The 16887-nt window shown below is 73.0% G+C and carries 16 protein-coding genes; 13 read left to right on the forward strand and 3 right to left on the reverse strand.

Annotation, left to right across the window (positions count from 1 at the left end; all coding sequences use genetic code 11):
- Window positions 1–42: 42 nt before the first annotated feature.
- The 8 genes from AB0G59_RS20775 to AB0G59_RS20810 all read left to right on the forward strand — a co-directional run bounded on the left by AB0G59_RS20775 (window position 43) and on the right by AB0G59_RS20810 (window position 9380).
- Window positions 43–678 (forward strand): NUDIX hydrolase, encoded by a 636-nt coding sequence (locus AB0G59_RS20775; protein ID WP_360913580.1) that lies wholly within the window; start codon window positions 43–45, stop codon window positions 676–678.
- 257 nt (window positions 679–935) lie between these two features.
- Window positions 936–3002: a tetratricopeptide repeat protein gene (locus AB0G59_RS20780; protein WP_360913730.1), complete on the forward strand. Its 2067-nt coding sequence runs from the start codon at window positions 936–938 to the stop codon at window positions 3000–3002.
- A 221-nt stretch (window positions 3003–3223) separates the two neighbouring features.
- Window positions 3224–4339 (forward strand): alanine dehydrogenase, encoded by a 1116-nt coding sequence (gene ald / locus AB0G59_RS20785; RefSeq protein ID WP_360913732.1) that lies wholly within the window; start codon window positions 3224–3226, stop codon window positions 4337–4339.
- Between the two features lie 321 nt (window positions 4340–4660).
- Window positions 4661–5788: a ParA family protein gene (locus AB0G59_RS20790; protein WP_071964999.1), complete on the forward strand. Its 1128-nt coding sequence runs from the start codon at window positions 4661–4663 to the stop codon at window positions 5786–5788.
- A complete protein-coding gene (locus AB0G59_RS20795) occupies window positions 5773–6315 on the forward strand; it encodes a hypothetical protein (protein ID WP_360913582.1) in 543 nt (180 codons plus the stop codon). Before AB0G59_RS20790 ends, AB0G59_RS20795 begins: the two co-directional genes overlap by 16 nt.
- 82 nt (window positions 6316–6397) lie before the next feature.
- Window positions 6398–7399 carry a segregation/condensation protein A gene (locus AB0G59_RS20800; RefSeq protein ID WP_360913584.1) on the forward strand — a complete coding sequence of 334 codons (1002 nt, stop codon included), beginning with the start codon at window positions 6398–6400 and terminating at the stop codon, window positions 7397–7399.
- A 20-nt stretch (window positions 7400–7419) separates the two neighbouring features.
- Complete coding sequence (gene scpB, locus AB0G59_RS20805) at window positions 7420–8070, forward strand: SMC-Scp complex subunit ScpB (RefSeq protein WP_360913734.1); 651 nt, start codon at window positions 7420–7422, stop codon at window positions 8068–8070.
- Window positions 8070–9380, forward strand: a complete 1311-nt coding sequence (locus tag AB0G59_RS20810) for a pseudouridine synthase (RefSeq protein WP_360913586.1) — start codon at window positions 8070–8072, stop codon at window positions 9378–9380. The genes scpB and AB0G59_RS20810 overlap by 1 nt, the downstream gene beginning before the upstream one ends.
- Before the next feature lie 81 nt (window positions 9381–9461).
- Here the strand turns inward: AB0G59_RS20810 and AB0G59_RS20815 are convergent, their stop codons facing one another.
- Window positions 9462–9824, reverse strand: coding sequence for a DUF952 domain-containing protein (locus AB0G59_RS20815; protein ID WP_360913588.1), 363 nt, complete (start codon window positions 9822–9824; stop codon window positions 9462–9464).
- Window positions 9825–9888: 64 nt separating this feature from the next.
- On the opposite strand from AB0G59_RS20815, the gene AB0G59_RS20820 reads away from it, so the two are divergent.
- The 4 genes from AB0G59_RS20820 to der all read left to right on the forward strand — a co-directional run bounded on the left by AB0G59_RS20820 (window position 9889) and on the right by der (window position 13968).
- Window positions 9889–10974, forward strand: coding sequence for a prephenate dehydrogenase (locus tag AB0G59_RS20820; RefSeq protein WP_360913590.1), 1086 nt, complete (start codon window positions 9889–9891; stop codon window positions 10972–10974).
- A gap of 110 nt (window positions 10975–11084) precedes the next feature.
- Window positions 11085–11789, forward strand: coding sequence for a (d)CMP kinase (gene cmk, locus AB0G59_RS20825; protein WP_360913592.1), 705 nt, complete (start codon window positions 11085–11087; stop codon window positions 11787–11789).
- A gap of 62 nt (window positions 11790–11851) precedes the next feature.
- Entirely contained in the window at window positions 11852–12454 is a 603-nt protein-coding gene (locus AB0G59_RS20830) for a lysophospholipid acyltransferase family protein (protein WP_360913736.1), read from the forward strand.
- A 53-nt stretch (window positions 12455–12507) separates the two neighbouring features.
- Window positions 12508–13968, forward strand: coding sequence for a ribosome biogenesis GTPase Der (gene der, locus AB0G59_RS20835; RefSeq protein WP_360913594.1), 1461 nt, complete (start codon window positions 12508–12510; stop codon window positions 13966–13968).
- An 87-nt stretch (window positions 13969–14055) separates the two neighbouring features.
- Here the strand turns inward: der and AB0G59_RS20840 are convergent, their stop codons facing one another.
- Complete coding sequence (locus AB0G59_RS20840) at window positions 14056–14373, reverse strand: hypothetical protein (RefSeq protein ID WP_360913596.1); 318 nt, start codon at window positions 14371–14373, stop codon at window positions 14056–14058.
- Between the two features lie 152 nt (window positions 14374–14525).
- Window positions 14526–15293 carry a hypothetical protein gene (locus AB0G59_RS20845; protein WP_360913598.1) on the reverse strand — a complete coding sequence of 256 codons (768 nt, stop codon included), beginning with the start codon at window positions 15291–15293 and terminating at the stop codon, window positions 14526–14528.
- A 276-nt stretch (window positions 15294–15569) separates the two neighbouring features.
- Here AB0G59_RS20845 and AB0G59_RS20850 point away from each other — a divergent pair, with 276 nt between their 5' ends.
- A complete protein-coding gene (locus tag AB0G59_RS20850; RefSeq protein ID WP_360913600.1) occupies window positions 15570–16820 on the forward strand; it encodes a glycosyltransferase family 4 protein in 1251 nt (416 codons plus the stop codon).
- Window positions 16821–16887: the final 67 nt, after the last annotated feature.

Here is a 16887-nt window from a genome sequence, read left to right on the forward strand (position 1 = left end):
CGGAGGCACTCACCCCGGTTTCCGTATCTGCTGGAGGAAGACATGGCGCAGGCACCCATCCAGGACACCGCCGACGAGTGGCGGATCACGGCCACCGGCACCCCGTTCACCGGCAACAAGACCAGTGTCCGCACCGACACCGTGGTCATGCCGGACGGGACCACCGTCACCCGCGACTACCAGGTCCACCCCGGATCGGTCGCCGTCCTGGCCCTCGACGACGAGGACCGGGTGCTGGTGCTGAACCAGTACCGCCACCCCGTGCGGCAGCGGCTGTGGGAGATCCCCGCCGGCCTGCTGGACGTCCCCGGCGAGAACCCGCTGCACGCCGCGCAGCGCGAGCTCTACGAGGAGGCGCACGTCAAGGCCGAGGACTGGCGGGTGCTGACCGACGTCTACACCACGCCCGGCGGCTGCGACGAGGCCGTACGGATCTTCCTGGCGCGCGGCATCTCCGACGTCGAGGGCGACCGCTTCGCCGTCGAGCACGAAGAGCTCGACATGCAGCTGGACCGCATCCCGCTGGCCCTGCTGGCCCGCGGCATCCTGGCCGGCGAGCTCCACAACAACTGCCTCGTCGTCGGCGTCCTTTCGGCGCTGGCCGCGCTCGCGGGCGACGGCCTGGACGCGCTGCGCCCGGCGGACGCGCCCTGGCCGGCCCGCCCGTTCGAGGCCTGACGACCCGCCGGGAACACCCTCCGCGGTCCGATCGTCATGCAACCCGAATAGGTGATCTTCAGCATGGTGGGTCCGCGTTCCCCGGAGCGCGGCGGACGGTGAACTAGGCTCGCTGTGTTCCCGACCGCGGCCGCGGCGGGCTCGTGCGTGCAGTGTGCAGGTGGAACGGGAGTGGACCCGTGGCGGAGCGGACGGTGGAAACCGGCGGACCGGCGGCGGCCCCGCCCGAGCGACGGCTGCCCGCCCCGGGCACGGGAGTGAGCCCCCGTCAGGCACCCGCCCGGCCGGCGGGTCCGGCACCGGAGGGGTTCGTCGGACGGCTGCGCGAGCTCAAGGAGCTGCGCGAGGACATCGTCCGCGCCGGGCTCGACACCCTCTCCGGCCGCAAGAAGCCCCGCAGCCGGGTGCTGCTCATCGCCGGACGCCCCGGTTCCGGGCGCACCGCCCTCGCCGAGGCACTGGCCCGGCAGCTCGCCACGGAGTACCCGGACGGAGTACTGCGCGCCCGCCTCACGGGTGCCGACGGCGCCCCCGTGCCCACCGAACGGACCGCGCGCGCCCTGCTCGCCGAGCTCGGCGCCCCCGTACCGGCGGGCGCCCTGGAGGACGAGCTCACCCAGGCCCTGCGCGCCGCCCTCGACGGGCGGCGGGTGCTGCTGCTCCTCGACGACGCCGCGGGCGCCGAACAGGTGGACCCGCTGCTGCCGGACGAACCCGACTGCCTCGTCGTCGCCGTCTCGCGCGGCCCGCTGACCGGGGTGCCCGACGTCCGGCCGTGCACCCTCGGCGGGCTGGACACGGCCGCCGCCGTCGAACTGCTGGAGCGGTACGCGGGCCCGACCCGCATCACCTGCGACCCGGTGGCGGCGGCCGCCGTCGTCGAGGAGTGCGGCGGCCAGCCCGCCGCCCTGGTGCTGGTCGGCGGCTGGCTCGCGGCCCGTACCAAGATGACGATCGTCGACGTCGCCAAGCGGCTGCGGGAACTGCCGCCCGCCGTCGACGGCTACGAGAACGCCGGCCGGCCGCTCGCCCGGGCCTTCTGGCTCGCCTACGAGGCGCTGCCGCCGCCCGCCGCCCGCACCCTGCACCTCCTCGCACTGGCCCCGGCCGGGCTGCTCGACGCGCACACCGCCTCGGCCCTGGCCGGCTCCTCGCTGGCCACCGCCCAGTCCGCGCTGGAGGACCTCACCACCCGGGGCCTGCTGCGCCCGGAGGCACCCGAGAGCGACTCGGGCGCGCTGCCGGCGCAGTACCGGGTGCCCGGCTGCCTGGCCCCGCTGCTCGGCGCGCTGCTGCAGGCGCAGGAGCGGCCCGCCGAGATCGAGCTGGCGCGCGCCCGGATGCTGGAGCGCACCGTGCGCCAGCTGCACTCCTGCCGGGCCGCCACCGAGCGGAACGATCCGGCGGTGCGCAGACGGATCGAACAGCTGCCCAGGCCGCTGCGCTTCTCCTCGGAGCGGGCCGCGCAGGAGTGGCTGCTGGCGCGGCTGCCGGCGCTGCTGGCCGCCGCGCGCCTGGCCGTGGAGGACGGCCGGCTCGACACCCTCGCGCGGCGGCTGGTCTCCGCGCTGACCCGGGCACTCACCGCCCACCTGGGCCCGGAGGCGGCGGCGCCCGAGCTGTACGGGCTGCACCAGCTCGTCCTCGACGTGGCGCGGCGCTGCGAGATGCCGCTGGAGAAGGCCGCGGCGCTGCTGAACCTCGGCGACCTGGACGCCCGGGCCGGGCGCACCGCCGAGGCGCTCGACCGCTACCGCCAGGCGCTGCAGTCGGCGCGCGAGGCGGGCGATCCGTACGCGACCAGCCGCGCGCTGGAGTCCATCGCCGCCGCCCATCAGCAGCTGGGCGACTGGCAGCGGGCGGCCGACTGGTACCGGCGGGGGCTGGAGCTGCGGCTGACGCGGGGTGAGCTCGCCGACGAGGCACGGCTGTACGGGCGCCTCGGCGCGGTGCACAGCTACGCCGGCCAGTGGGCGGAGGCGCTGCGCGACTGGCGTGCCGCGGCCGCCGCCTGCCGCAGGCTGCGGGACCAGCCCGGGCACGCCCGGGCGCTGAGCGAGGCCGCCCGGGTGCTGGAGCACGCGGGCCGGCCCCGTGAGGCGCTGCGCACCTGCCTGGAGGCGGTGGAGTGCGCCAAGGGCGCGGGCGACGCCCGGCTGGAGGCGGCGGTGCGGCTGCGGCTGGCGGACACCCTCGAGCGGCTGGGCGACCCGGCCTCGGCGGACGAGCACCGGCAGTCCGCCGAGCGGCTGCTGGGGGCCGGGGACGAGGGAGCCCAGGGGCCCGCAGGAGAGGCGGCGGGTGCTCCTCCGGGAGAGCCTTAGAGAGAGGGGTGCCGACGGAGGTTCAGTAGGGGTTACGCAGGGTACCGGATCTTCGACCTAAGAAACCGGTGGCGGTTGGCGCAAAGATTGGTGCATTGCAAGGCTAGACAGCGCGCAATCCTTCATTAGACTGGCAACGCCGCGGTCGACGCGGTCTGCTCTGGTGTGCCCGGCATATCAGGATTAGCCTGTCATTCTCTGATATAAGGACCGTGATCGACGTGAAGGTCGGCATCCCCCGCGAGGTCAAGAACAACGAATTCCGCGTGGCCATCACGCCCGCCGGCGTGCATGAGCTGGTGCGCAACGGCCACCAGGTCTTCGTCGAGAAGGATGCCGGTGTCGGCTCCTCCATCACCGACGCCGAGTACGTGGCCGCCGGTGCGGCCATCCTGGACACCGCTGACGACGTCTGGGCCACCGCCGACCTGCTGCTGAAGGTCAAGGAGCCGATCGCGGAGGAGTACCACCGCCTCCGCAAGGGCCAGACCCTCTTCACCTACCTGCACCTCGCCGCCTCCCGCGAGTGCACGGACGCGCTGCTCGAGTCGGGCACCACCGCCATCGCGTACGAGACGGTCGAGCTCGCCAACCGCGCGCTGCCGCTGCTCGCCCCGATGTCCGAGGTCGCGGGCCGGCTGGCCCCGCAGGTCGGCGCCTACCACCTGATGCGCTCGGCCGGCGGCCGCGGCGTGCTGCCGGGCGGCGTCCCGGGCACGGCGGCGGGCAAGGCCGTCGTCATCGGCGGCGGCGTCTCCGGCTGGAACGCCGCGCAGATCGCCGTCGGCATGGGCTTCCACGTCACCCTGCTCGACCGTGACATCAACAAGCTCCGCGAGGCCGACAAGGTCTTCGGCACCAAGGTGCAGACGATCGTCTCCAACGCCTACGAGCTGGAGAAGGCCGTCGTCGAGGCCGACCTGGTCATCGGCGCCGTCCTCATCCCGGGTGCCAAGGCCCCCAAGCTGGTCACCAACGAGCTCGTCGCCAAGATGAAGCCCGGAAGTGTACTTGTCGACATTGCGATCGACCAGGGCGGCTGCTTCGAGGACTCCAAGCCGACCACCCACGCGGAGCCGACCTTCCAGGTCCACGACTCCGTCTTCTACTGCGTCGCCAACATGCCGGGCGCGGTGCCGAACACCTCGACCTACGCGCTGACCAACGCCACGCTGCCCTACATCGTGGAGCTGGCCAACCGCGGCTGGCAGGAGGCGCTGCGTCGCGACGCCGCGCTCGCCAAGGGTCTCAACACGCATGAGGGTCAGGTCGTTTACGGCCCCGTCGCCGAGGCGCACGGTCTGCCGCACGTCGAACTGAGCACCCTGCTCGGCTGAGCCGTCATGGCGTAACCCATAAGAGCACGCACCCGGCCGGGCCTTGTCGAGCAAGGTCCGGCCGGGGTGTTTTGCCGTGCTTTGACCTGCCCGTGATTCTTCCGGGTTATCCGCCGTACACCCTTGACAGAAGGGTGTTCGATTGCCGACACATCGTGCCGTCTCCGGCGGATTGTGTTGCTGCGGACCGCCGACACGCCATAGAGTCGCCAACCGTCGGCATGGTGCCACGCTGACGTATCTAGATGTTGCCTGGTCACCAAGGAGGTAGGACGACTTGTGAATGAGTCGACATTTGCTCCCGGGGGTGGTCACCCAGGAATGCCTGCGCTGGGCCAGAGTCCCGTGGGACTCCAAGCTGTCGGCTCCGTCGCTGTCCACACCTTCGCAGCCCACCAGAACATCCAGAGCATGACGACAGCCCACCAGAGCATGGACGGTCAACACGTGAACGCCATGGCCGGCGACCGGGGCGGGGCGGAATCCACCCGTCTCGCCGACTACGAGCAAGTGCCGGACGGGCACTTCTACGACCCCGACGCGGAGTACGAGCCCGACCCCGAGTACGCGGCGACGCTCGCACCCGACGCCGCGCGCCAGCGCCGTGAGCGCATCGGCCCCACCGGGCGTCCCCTGCCGTACTTCCCGATCCCCGGCCCGCTGGCCCACCACGGCCCGGCCAAGATCATCGCGATGTGCAACCAGAAGGGCGGGGTCGGCAAGACCACCTCGACCATCAACCTGGGCGCCGCGCTCGCGGAGTACGGACGCCGGGTCCTGCTGGTCGACTTCGACCCCCAGGGCGCGCTCTCGGTCGGCCTCGGGGTCAACCCGATGGAGCTCGATCTGACGGTCTACAACCTGCTCATGGAGCGGGGCATGTCGGCCGACGAGGTGCTGCTGAAGACGGCCGTCCCCAACATGGACCTGCTGCCCAGCAATATCGACTTGTCGGCGGCCGAGGTCCAGCTCGTCAGCGAGGTCGCCCGCGAATCCACGCTCCAGCGCGCCCTGAAGCCGCTGATGTCGGACTACGACTACATCGTGATCGACTGTCAGCCCTCGCTCGGCCTGCTCACCGTCAACGCGCTGACGGCGGCTCACAAGGTGATCGTGCCGCTCGAGTGCGAGTTCTTCGCGCTGCGCGGCGTCGCGCTGCTCACCGAGACGATCGAGAAGGTCCAGGAGCGGCTCAACCCCGAACTCGAGCTGGACGGCATCCTCGCCACGATGTACGACTCGCGGACCGTGCACAGCCGTGAGGTCCTCGCGCGCGTGGTCGAGGCGTTCGACGATCACGTCTACCACACCGTCATCGGCCGTACGGTCCGCTTCCCCGAGACCACGGTCGCGGGCGAGCCCATCACCACGTACGCGTCCAACTCCGTCGGCGCCGCCGCGTACCGTCAGCTGGCCAGGGAGGTGCTCGCCCGGTGTCACGCCGAGTGAGTCTGCCCGGTGCCGACGAGCTGTTCCGCACCACCGGCGGGATGGGGCTGCAGTCCTCCTCCCCGCGCCGGAAGGCGAACGGCGAGCCGCGGGTGCCGGGACCGGGCGACGGGCCCGACGTCGAGCGCCCGGCCAAGGGCGCGGAGCGGGACGGGCGCGGTGCGGCCGCCCCCGCGGCCGCGGCGGCCACGGGCCAGGAGCAGGACGCCGAGCGCCGTGCCGCGGACGGCCGTGAGCGCGCGGCCGCCGCCCGTGCGGCGGGCGAGCCCGCCGCCCAGGGCAAGCGGCGCGGGCGCGCCGCCAACCGCCGGCCCAGCGGGCGCGAGCGCCACGACGAGAAGATCACCGTCTATGTCTCCGCCGAGGAGCTCATGGACCTCGAGCACGCCCGGCTGGTGCTGCGCGGCGAACACGGGCTCGCGGTCGACCGCGGCCGCATCGTCCGCGAGGCCGTCGCCGTCGTCCTCGCCGACCTGGAACAGCGCGGCGACGCGAGCATCCTCGTGCGGCGCCTGCGCGGCCGCTAACCTGCCGTCAACCGCAGTCGAACGCCGTTCCCGCACTCCGGGCCGTACGGCCCGCCGCCCCGCCCCGCACCCTGGAACCCCGATGCCCGCAGCCGCTCCCTTTCCGGCCCGCCGTCCGCTGGGCCGCGGCCCGGGGAACCGGCCGGTGGAGCCGGAGGCGCCGGCTGTCGACGAGGTCCCGGTGCCGGAAGGGCCCGGGCCGGACGGGCCGCAGGCCGCCGCGGCCGCCGGTGGTGCGGAGGACGGGCGGTTCACCGTCCGGCTGGCGAACTTCGAGGGGCCCTTCGATCTGCTGCTGCAGCTGATCGCCAAGCACAAGCTGGACGTCACCGAAGTCGCCCTGTCCAAGGTCACCGACGAGTTCATGGCGCACATCCGTGCCATGGGACCGGACTTCGACCTGGACCAGACCACCGAGTTCCTCGTGGTCGCGGCGACGCTGCTCGACCTCAAGGCGGCCCGGCTGCTGCCCGCCGCCGAGGTGGAGGACGAGGCGGACCTGGCCCTGCTGGAGGCGCGCGACCTGCTCTTCGCCCGGTTGCTGCAGTACCGGGCGTACAAGCGGATCGCGGAGATCTTCAGCGAGCGGCTGGCCACGGAAGGCCGCCGCCACCCCCGTACGGTCGGCCTGGAGCCGCACCACGCCGAGCTGCTGCCCGAGGTCGTCCTCGGTATCGGGCCGCAGCGGCTGGCGGAGCTGGCCGTCAAGGCCATGCGGCCCAAGCCCGCGCCCCAGGTGTACGTGGACCACATCCACGCGCCGCTGGTCAGCGTCCGGGAGCAGGCGGAGGTCGTGGTGACCCGGCTGCGCGAGGCGGGCGAGGCGAGCTTCGGGGAGCTCACCAAGGACGCACCGGACACCCTCACCGTCGTGGCGCGTTTCCTGGCCCTTCTGGAGCTCTACCGCGAGCGGGTGGTCGCCCTGGACCAGGACGAGGCGCTGGGGGCCCTGAACGTCCGCTGGACGGGCGCGGAGGACGCCCGCCCGACGGTGACGGACGAGTTCGACCGCGAGCCGGAGACCGAGCCGGAGGCCGGACGGGACACCGGGACCGGGCCGGAGCCGGAGGAGAGCACACCGTGACCGAAGACGTGATCCACGACATGGCTGAAGACGTGACCGAAGACCTGGCCGGGGAGACGGCCCTCGCGCGGCTCGCCCTCAAGCCGGCCCTGGAGGCCGTGCTCATGGTCGTCGACGAGCCCGCCACCGAGGAACACCTCGCCAAGGTCCTCGAGCGGCCCCGCCGCGACGTCGCCGCCGCCCTGCGCGAGCTGTCCGACGACTACACCGCCCAGGGCCGCGGCTTCGACCTGCGGCACGTGGCCGGCGGCTGGCGTTTCTTCACCCGCACCGAGTACGCCGACGCCGTCGAGGCCTTCGTCCTCGACGGGCAGCAGGCCCGGCTCACCCAGGCCGCGCTGGAGACCCTGGCCGTGGTCGCGTACCGTCAGCCGGTCAGCCGTTCGCGGGTCTCGGCCGTACGCGGCGTGAACTGCGACGGCGTCATGCGCACCCTCCTCCAGCGCGGTCTGGTGGAGGAGGCGGGGACGGAACCCGAAACAGGTGCGATCCTGTACAGGACGACGAATTACTTTCTGGAGCGCATGGGCCTGCGCGGCCTGGACGAGCTCCCGGAGCTCGCCCCCTTCCTCCCCGAGGCGGAAGCGATCGAGGGCGACACTCAGGAAGGTGTGCCGTCGTTCGATCCGGACGCACCGGACACCGACGCAGACGACAAGACGGAACTTTGATGCGAAGCAGCGGCAGGAACAGCGGAAGCGGCAACCGGGACGACCGGGGCGGCCGGGCAGGGTCTTCCCGTCCGGCGTCCGGGGGCGGGCGCGCGGGCGGCGGCCGTTCCGGCGGCGGACGCCCCGAGAGCGGCGGCCGCTCCGGTGGCGGGAGCTACGGCGGCGGTCGTTCCGGCGGCGGCAGCTACGGCGGCCGCTCCGAGGGCGGGCGTTACGAGGGCGGTCGCGGCGGGGACCGTCGCGACGACCGTCGCGATGACCGGCAGCAGGAGCGTCCGCGTCGTCCGCGCCCCGAGGAGCGCCGTTACGACGTGGGCCCGGACGCCGAGCGCACCCGCGGCGGCGCCACCAGCGGCCGTCAGAGCGGTCCCACCAGCGGCCGGGGCGCGGCGGCCCGCGGCGGTGCCAAGGGCGGCCCCAAGCGGAGCTCCACGGCCGGCTCCGGCGGTCGCAGCAGCGGCCCCGCCCGTGGCCACGGCTACGCCCCCGCCCGCCCGCGCGAGCTCGACGCCAAGATCGAGGAGCGCAACCGGGAGCGGCACAACAAGCCGCAGGTGAAGACCCCCAAGACCTTCCCCGGCGCCGAGCAGGAAGGCGAGCGCCTGCAGAAGGTGCTGGCCCGGGCCGGCATGGGCTCGCGGCGTGCCTGCGAAGAGCTCATCGAGATGGCGCGCGTCGAGGTCAACGGCGAGATCGTCACCGAGCAGGGCCTGCGCGTGGACCCGGAGAAGGACGAGATCAAGGTCGACGGCCTGACGGTCGCCACCCAGTCGTACCTCTTCTTCGCGCTCAACAAGCCGGCCGGCGTCGTCTCCACCATGGAGGACCCCGACGGCCGCCAGTGCCTCGGCGACTACGTCACCAACCGCGACACCCGGCTCTTCCACGTCGGCCGTCTCGACACGGAGACCGAGGGCATCATCCTGCTCACCAACCACGGTGAGCTGGCCCATCGCCTCACGCACCCCAAGTACGGCGTGCAGAAGACGTACCTGGCGGCCATCACGGGCCCGCTGCCGCGCGACATCGGCAAGCAGCTCAAGAGCGGCATCCAGCTCGAGGACGGCTGGGCCCGCGCCGACAACTTCCGGGTCATCCAGCAGACCGGCAAGAACTACCTCGTCGAGGTGACCCTCCACGAGGGCCGCAAGCACATCGTGCGCCGCATGCTCGCCGAGGCCGGCTTCCCGGTCGAGAAGCTGGTCCGCACCAGCTTCGGCCCGATCCCCCTGGGCGACCAGAAGTCCGGCTGGCTGCGCCGCCTGACCAACACCGAGGTCGGCATGCTCATGCGCGAGGTCGACCTCTAGACCACCCGGTAGACCACCCGGCAGGGCGGGCCGCACGGCCCGCCCTGGCGTCGGCCGTGCGGCGCTCGTGCCGCCCGTGGGCTACGACCACACCGCCAGGCCCGTCGCCCGGCCCTGCTCGTCGCGCTGGATCTCCATCATGCCCTCCACCGCGTCACGGGTGATCCTGCCGAAGACGTGCGGGAACAGGATGTCCGCCGCCACCCCCGGCGGCGGCGCCGGGTCGGCGGCCTCCCAGCGCACCATCACGTCCAGCTTGTGCTCGTCGATCAGCAGGGCCATCAGCGGGCCGGGCACGTCGCGGTAGAACGCGGTGGCCACGGCGAGCGTCGTCGCCTCGTCGGGGGAGCAGTGGACGAAGCCCTCCTCGGCGAGGGACGCGGGGGAGTAGGGGCGGTCGGGCACGGTCAGCCAGTCGTCCAGGCGCACCACGTGATAGATCATGAACACGGTTGTACCCGACGAGGGCCCCGCCAGTCCCGGACGGGGGGCTGACTAGGCTGGGGCCGTGAGAACCGCCCTTGTCATCGGAACCGGACTGATCGGCACGTCCGCCGCCCTCGCACTGGCCGGTCGCGGCGTCCAGGTGCACCTCATGGACCACGACCCCGCCCAGGCCCGTACGGCCGCCGCACGCGGCGCCGGCACGGACCAGGCGCCCGAGGGACGTGTGGACCTCGCGATCGTCGCCGTACCGCCCGCACACGTCGCCGTGACCCTCGCCGAGGCGATCCGCGACGACCTCGCCCGCGCCTATCTGGACGTCGCCAGCGTCAAGGGCGGTCCGCGCCGCGAGCTCGAGGAGCTCGGCTGCGACCTCAGCGGCTACCTCGGCACGCATCCGATGGCCGGGCGCGAGCGCTCCGGCCCGATGGCGGCCACCGCCGACCTCTTCGAGGGCCGGCCCTGGGTGCTGACCCCGACCCCCGCCACCGACACCGAGGTCCTCAACCTCGCCCTCGAACTGGTCGCCCTGTGCCGGGCGGTGCCCGTCGTCATGGACGCCGACGCCCACGACCGCGCCGTCGCCCTCGTCTCGCACACCCCGCAGCTGATCTCCAGCATGGTCGCCGCCCGCCTGCGGGAGGCCGACGAGACGGCCGTGCGCCTGTGCGGCCAGGGCATCCGCGACGTCACCCGCATCGCGGCCTCCGACCCGCGCATGTGGATCGACATCCTCTCCGCCAACCCCGGGCCCGTCGCCGACGTCCTCGCCGACGTCGCCGCCGACCTCGACGAGACGGTACGGGCCCTGCGCGCCCTGGACTCCGCCGACGAGGACAAGCGCCTGGGCGGCGCGGCCGGCATCGAGGCCGTCCTGCGGCGCGGCAACGCGGGCCGCTCCCGGGTCCCCGGCAAGCACGGCGCGGCTCCGGCGGCCTACGAGAGCGTGAGCGTCCTCATCGGCGACCAGCCGGGCGAGCTGGCCCGGATCTTCGCCGACGCCGGCCGGGCGGGCGTCAACATCGAGGACGTACGCATCGAGCACGCCACCGGCCAGCAGGCGGGCCTGATCCAGCTGATGGTCGAGCCGGCGGCCGTGGCGGGACTCACCGCGACGCTCCGGGACCGGGGCTGGGCGGTGCGCCAGTAGCCGCCCGGACCGTACGGCTGCGCGGGGCGGTCCGGCGAGCCAGTAACCTTGGGTGAGCCTGATATGGGCCCATCCGCTCCGCCCCGTGCACAAGGAAGGTGTCTGACACCGTGGAAACCGCCGCCCGGACCGCCCCGGCAGCTGTCATCGTCGGCATCGACGGCCCCTCCGGCACGGGCAAGTCCAGCACCTCCAAGGCCGTGGCCGCCAAGCTCGGCCTGCGCTACCTGGACACCGGCGCCCAGTACCGGGCGATCACCTGGTGGATGCTGAGCAACGGCATCGACGTCGCCGACGCCGCCGCCGTGGCCGACGCCGCCGCCAAGCCGGAGATCATCTCCGGCACCGACCCGGCCGCGCCCACCATCACCGTCGACGGGGCGGACGCCTCGGCGCCCATCCGCACCCGTGAGGTCACCGCGGCGGTCAGCGCCGTCAGCGCGGTGCCGGAGGTGCGCACGCGCCTGACCGAGCTGCAGCGGACGATCGCTGCCGAGGCCCCGGACGGCATCGTCGTCGAGGGCCGGGACATCGGCACCACCGTGCTGCCCGACGCCGACCTCAAGATCTTCCTCACCGCCTCGGCCGAGGCGCGCGCCGCCCGCCGCAGCGGTGAGCTGAAGGGCAAGGAGGCGACCGACCTGGCCGCCACCCAGGCCGCCCTGATCAAGCGGGACGCGGCCGACTCCGGCCGCAAGACCTCCCCGCTCGCCAAGGCCGCCGACGCCGTCGAGGTCGACACCACCGAGCTGACGCTCGAGCAGGTCATCGAGTGCGTCGTCACGCTCGTGGAGGAGCGGCGGGCAGCGGCGTGAGCGGACCTGTCACCGGAACCGAGGCCGGGGCCGCCGTCGGCCGCCGGATCGGGATCGGGCTGATGTACGGGCTGTGGAAGCCCCGTGTCCTGGGCGCCTGGCGGGTGCCCACCGCGGGGCCGGTCATCCTGGCCGTCAACCACTCCCACAACATCGACGGCCCGATGGTGATGGGCACCGCGCCCCGCCCGGTGCACTTCCTGATCAAGCAGGAGGCGTTCACCGGCCCGCTGGACCCGTTCCTGCGGGGGATCGGCCAGCTCAAGGTGGACCGCGAGAGCGCCGACCGGGCCGCCATCGGCGACGCGCTGGCCGTGCTGGAGCGCGGCCACGTCCTGGGGATCTTCCCCGAGGGCACCCGGGGCGAGGGCGACTTCTCGTCGCTGCGTGCCGGGCTGGCCTATTTCGCCGTACGGTCGGGGGCGCCGATCGTGCCGGTGGCGGTGCTGGGCAGCGCCCGCGAGCGGGGCCGGCTGGTCCCCGGGCTGCCCCCGCTGCGCAGCCGGATCGACGTGGTCTTCGGTGACCCGTTCGAGGCGGGCGACGGCAGCGGGAAGCGGACCCGGACCGCGCTGGACGCGGCCGCGACCCGGGTCCAGCAGCGGCTGGCCGCACACCTGGCGGAAGCCAGGCGGCTGACCGGTCGTACGACCAACGAGACTTGAGTAGCGGCCCGCACGGGCGGTCCGCCGATGACGAAGAACGAGGAACTTACTTCATGAACGACCAGATCCACTCCGGCGACGAGCACGGTGAGCTTGGCGACGCCGAGTACGCGGAGTTCATGGAGCTCGCGGCGCAGGAGGGCTTCGACGCCGAGGAGGTCGAGAGCGAGCTCGCCGCCGCCGGCCACGGCCCGCTGCCCGTGCTCGCCGTCGTCGGCCGCCCCAACGTCGGCAAGTCGACGCTGGTGAACCGCATCATCGGCCGCCGCGAGGCCGTCGTCCAGGACAAGCCGGGCGTCACCCGCGACCGCGTCACCTACGAGGCCGAGTGGGCCGGCCGCCGCTTCAAGGTCGTCGACACCGGCGGCTGGGAGCAGGACGTCCTCGGGCTCGACGCCTCCGTCGCCGCCCAGGCGGAGTACGCGATCGAGGCCGCCGACGCGGTGGTCTTCGTCGTGGACGCCACGGTCGGCGCCACCGACACCGACGAGGCCGTCGTCAAGCTGCTGCGCCGCGCGGGCAAGCCCGTCGTGCTGTGCGCCAACAAGGTCGACGGCCAGTCCGGCGAGGCCGACGCCACCGCGCTGTGGTCGCTCGGTCTCGGCGAGCCGATGCCGGTCTCCGCGCTGCACGGCCGCGGCACGGGCGACATGCTCGACGAGGTGCTCAACGCCCTGCCCGAGGCCCCGGCCCAGACCTTCGGCACCGCCCCCGGCGGACCGCGCCGCATCGCGCTGATCGGCCGCCCGAACGTCGGCAAGTCCTCCCTGCTGAACAAGGTCGCGGGCGAGGAGCGGGTCGTCGTCAACGAGCTGGCCGGCACCACCCGCGACCCGGTCGACGAGCTGATCGAGCTGGGCGGCACGACCTGGAAGTTCGTCGACACCGCCGGCATCCGCAAGCGCGTGCACCTGCAGGAGGGCGCGGACTACTACGCCTCCCTGCGCACCGCCGCGGCGGTCGAGAAGGCCGAGGTCGCGGTCATCCTCATCGACGCGAGCGAGACCATCAGCGTCCAGGACCAGCGCATCATCACCATGGCCGTCGAGGCCGGGCGTGCGATGGTCCTCGCGTTCAACAAGTGGGACACCCTCGACGAGGAGCGTCGCTACTACCTCGAGCGCGAGATCGAGACCGAGCTGCAGCAGATCGCGTGGGCGCCGCGGGTCAACGTCTCGGCGCGCACCGGCCGCCACATGGAGAAGCTGGTCCCGGCGATCGAGACGGCCCTGGAGGGCTGGGAGACGCGGGTGCCGACCGGTCGGCTGAACGCCTTCCTCGGCGAGCTCGTCGCGGCCCACCCGCACCCGATCCGGGGCGGCAAGCAGCCCCGCATCCTCTTCGGCACCCAGGCGGGCACCAAGCCCCCGCGCTTCGTGCTCTTCGCCTCCGGCTTCATCGAGGCCGGCTACCGGCGCTTCATCGAGCGCCGTCTGCGCGAGGAGTTCGGCTTCGAGGGCACCCCGATCCACCTGTCGGTGCGGGTGCGTGAGAAGCGCGGTCGCAAGAAGTAGGCGAGAAGCAGGACGGTAGTACGACGCCGGGCAGCCCCGGATCCCACCGGGGTCCGGGGCTCCGTCGTATGCCGAGCGGGTCGGCGGCTAGAAGCCGCGGGAGCGGCCGTCGCGCGGGGCGGGCGGCAGGGCGGGCAGCTGACTGCCGCGCGGGCGCCCGTAGTACGACTCCCACACCGCGTTGTACCCCGACTGACCCGGATAGGCGGACGGCCCCGTCAGCTGCCCGGCATAGCCGTACCCGCCCTGGTGCGGGCCGAAGGCCTTGAACCGCAGGTCCTCCTCGCCCGAGCGGTCCCCGGGCAGGGCCCGGAAGGATCGGCGGTACTCGGAGCAGAGAGCGTCGTAGATCGGGGTGACCGAGGCGGGGTGACTCTCCGTGGAGGCGTCGCGGGGTGGCCGCATGCCGGGAATGTGGTTCGGGTACGAGGTCCGGGCGGGTTCGTATGAGTACACATCCCTGCCAACGACCTCGAGGCCCGTCGGATGCGGCCCCGGGCGCGAATGGCCCGCCGGGAGCATGCCCGTCGGGTGCACGACGGGGCGCAGGTCGCCGCTCATGTGCCCGCCAGCGGCATGGCCGCCCCCACCAGCCGGCCGTTCGCGGCCGCCCGGTCCAGGGCCTCGCGCAGCAGGTCCTCGCGCGGCTGTGCCCCGATCGTCCCGACCGGGGCACAGAAGACCAGCACCTGGCGCGTCTTGTTGACCGCGGCCCGCCACTCGTCGGCGACCTGCATCGCCTGGTGCGCCTGCCACCAGGCCTGGGGGGTGGTCCCCCCGGCCGGCGGCTGCATGACCGCGTGCAGCTTGCCCATGGCCACCAGCACCGACCAGCCCGGCAGCGGCGGCGGCTCCTCGTCGACGTCGGTCACGGGCGCGAAGCCCTGCTCGGTGAGCAGCTCCAGGAAGACGTCGACCGGGCCCGTGGTGCCCGGGCGGGCGATCGGCCCCAGCGGCTCCACCACCAGCGCCGGGTGCACATTGCCGCCGACCAGCACCAGACCGCTCGTCACCCCGAGCTCGGCCTGCAGCGGCACCTCCGGCTCGCCCTCGCCGGTGATGGAACGCACGGCCCCCTGCAACTGCTCCTCGGAGACCGGGACCACCTGGGAGGGGATGCAGGCGGCGTGGGCGAAGGCCAGCACGGCCGTCTCGTCCCCGACGAACAGCACCGTGCTGGTGCGTTCCTTCTCGGTGTGGCCGGGAGTGCGGCAGGAGGTGCAGTCGTAGAGCCCCGGGGCGCTGTCGCCGCCCAGCAGACGCTCCGCTTCCTCGGCGCCGATCTCGGCGCGTACCTCGTCGCTGACATCGAGCATGCGCGGCACGGGGTCTCCTCGAAAACTTGGTGTGACACTCGGTGGGCAAGCACGGCGGATCGCTACGCGGGGTGAGCATGGCGGAACCCGGCTCGTAAGGAGACAACGGACGATCCATGGCCTGGGTCACGCCCCGGAAAAGTTCCCGGATCCGCTACCGATTCGCCATCTGTTGAAGAACGACTTGGTGATCAAGGCCAACCTGCCGGCCCGCCCCACGGTCTAACCTCTCAGTGGAGGCGGGCTACCAGGACTGTCCGCGGCATACCGGCTGCATGGGGACGAATGCACATCTCATTCCTGATTCACAACGCGTACGGCATCGGCGGCACGATCCGCACCACGTACAACCTGGCGGGCACCCTCGCCGAGCAGCACGACGTGGAGATCGTCTCCGTCTTCCGTCACCGCCAGGAGCCGGTCTTCACCCCCAGCCCCAAGGTGCGGCTGCGCCATCTGGTGGATCTGCGCAAGGACAGCCCCGGCTACGAGGGCGACGACCCCGACTACCAGCGCCCGGCGTCGGTCTTCCCGGCCACCGAGGGCCGCTACAAGCAGTACAGCGCCCTCACCGACCGGCGGATCGCCGAGCACCTGCGGGGCCTGGACTGCGACGTGGTGGTCGGCACCCGCCCCGGGCTCAACGTCCACATCGCCCAGCAGGCCCGCCGCGGCCCGGTCCGCGTCGGCCAGGAGCACCTGACGCTCGGCACCCACTCCCCGCGCCTGAAGCTGACGCTGCGCACCCACTACCCGCGCCTGGACGCCGTCACCACCGTGACCGAGGCCGACGCCGAGACCTACCGCAAGCTGATGCGGCTGCCGGGCGTACGCGTCGAAGCCGTGCCCAACAGCGTGCCCGCACCGGCGCTCGAGCCCGCCGACGGCAGCGGCAAATGGGTGATCGCCGCCGGCCGGCTCGCCCCCGCCAAGCGCTACGACATCCTCATCCGCGCCTTCGCGAAGGTCGTCGCCGAGCGCCCCGACTGGCGGCTGCGGATCTACGGTGCCGGTGCCGAGCGCGCCAAGCTGCGCGCCCTCATCGACAAGCACGGCCTGTACAACCACGTCCTGCTCATGGGCCCGGCCACGCCGCTGGACCCCGAGTGGGTCAAGGGCTCCATCGGTGCGGTCACCTCCAGCCTGGAGTCCTTCGGCATGACCATCGTCGAGGCGATGCGCTGCGGGGTGCCGGTGGTCTCCACCGACTGCCCGCACGGCCCAGGAGAGATCATCAACGACGGCGTCGACGGACTGCTCGTGCCCGTCGGCAAGCCCGACGCCGTCGCCGCCGGGCTGCTGAAGCTCATCAACGACGACGAGCTGCGCGCACGCATGGGACGCGAGGCCCTGGCGAGCTCGGCACGCTTCGACCCCGCCCGGGTCGCCGGCCGCTACGAGAGCCTGTTCACCGACCTCCTCGCCCGCGGCAGCCTGCGCGGCTCGCTGCACCGCACCCGCGGCGCCCTGCTCAGCAGCGCCTTCCAGGCCAAGGACCTCTCCCGCTCCGCGCTGCGAAGGGTGCGTGCCGCGTGACACCGCCGAACCAGCCCACCGTGCCCGGGAGCCCCGACGAGCGTCTTCCCGGCCTCCCTTCGACCAC

Source organism: Streptomyces sp. NPDC021096 (genome assembly GCF_040641275.1).
GTDB lineage: Bacteria > Actinomycetota > Actinomycetes > Streptomycetales > Streptomycetaceae > Streptomyces.

Excerpts from the sequence above, each read along its gene's own strand:
- AB0G59_RS20775 (WP_360913580.1), top strand. The coding sequence starts at position 43 with ATGGCGCAGGCACCCATCCAGGACACCGCCGACGAGTGGCGGATCACG.
- AB0G59_RS20790 (WP_071964999.1), top strand. The coding sequence starts at position 4,661 with ATGCCTGCGCTGGGCCAGAGTCCCGTGGGACTCCAAGCTGTCGGCTCC.
- AB0G59_RS20800 (WP_360913584.1), top strand. The coding sequence starts at position 6,398 with ATGCCCGCAGCCGCTCCCTTTCCGGCCCGCCGTCCGCTGGGCCGCGGC.
- scpB (WP_360913734.1), top strand. The coding sequence starts at position 7,420 with ATGGCTGAAGACGTGACCGAAGACCTGGCCGGGGAGACGGCCCTCGCG.
- AB0G59_RS20810 (WP_360913586.1), top strand. The coding sequence starts at position 8,070 with ATGCGAAGCAGCGGCAGGAACAGCGGAAGCGGCAACCGGGACGACCGG.
- AB0G59_RS20815 (WP_360913588.1), bottom strand. The coding sequence starts at position 9,824 with ATGATCTATCACGTGGTGCGCCTGGACGACTGGCTGACCGTGCCCGAC.
- AB0G59_RS20830 (WP_360913736.1), top strand. The coding sequence starts at position 11,852 with ATGTACGGGCTGTGGAAGCCCCGTGTCCTGGGCGCCTGGCGGGTGCCC.
- der (WP_360913594.1), top strand. The coding sequence starts at position 12,508 with ATGAACGACCAGATCCACTCCGGCGACGAGCACGGTGAGCTTGGCGAC.
- AB0G59_RS20840 (WP_360913596.1), bottom strand. The coding sequence starts at position 14,373 with ATGCGGCCACCCCGCGACGCCTCCACGGAGAGTCACCCCGCCTCGGTC.
- AB0G59_RS20850 (WP_360913600.1), top strand. The coding sequence starts at position 15,570 with ATGCACATCTCATTCCTGATTCACAACGCGTACGGCATCGGCGGCACG.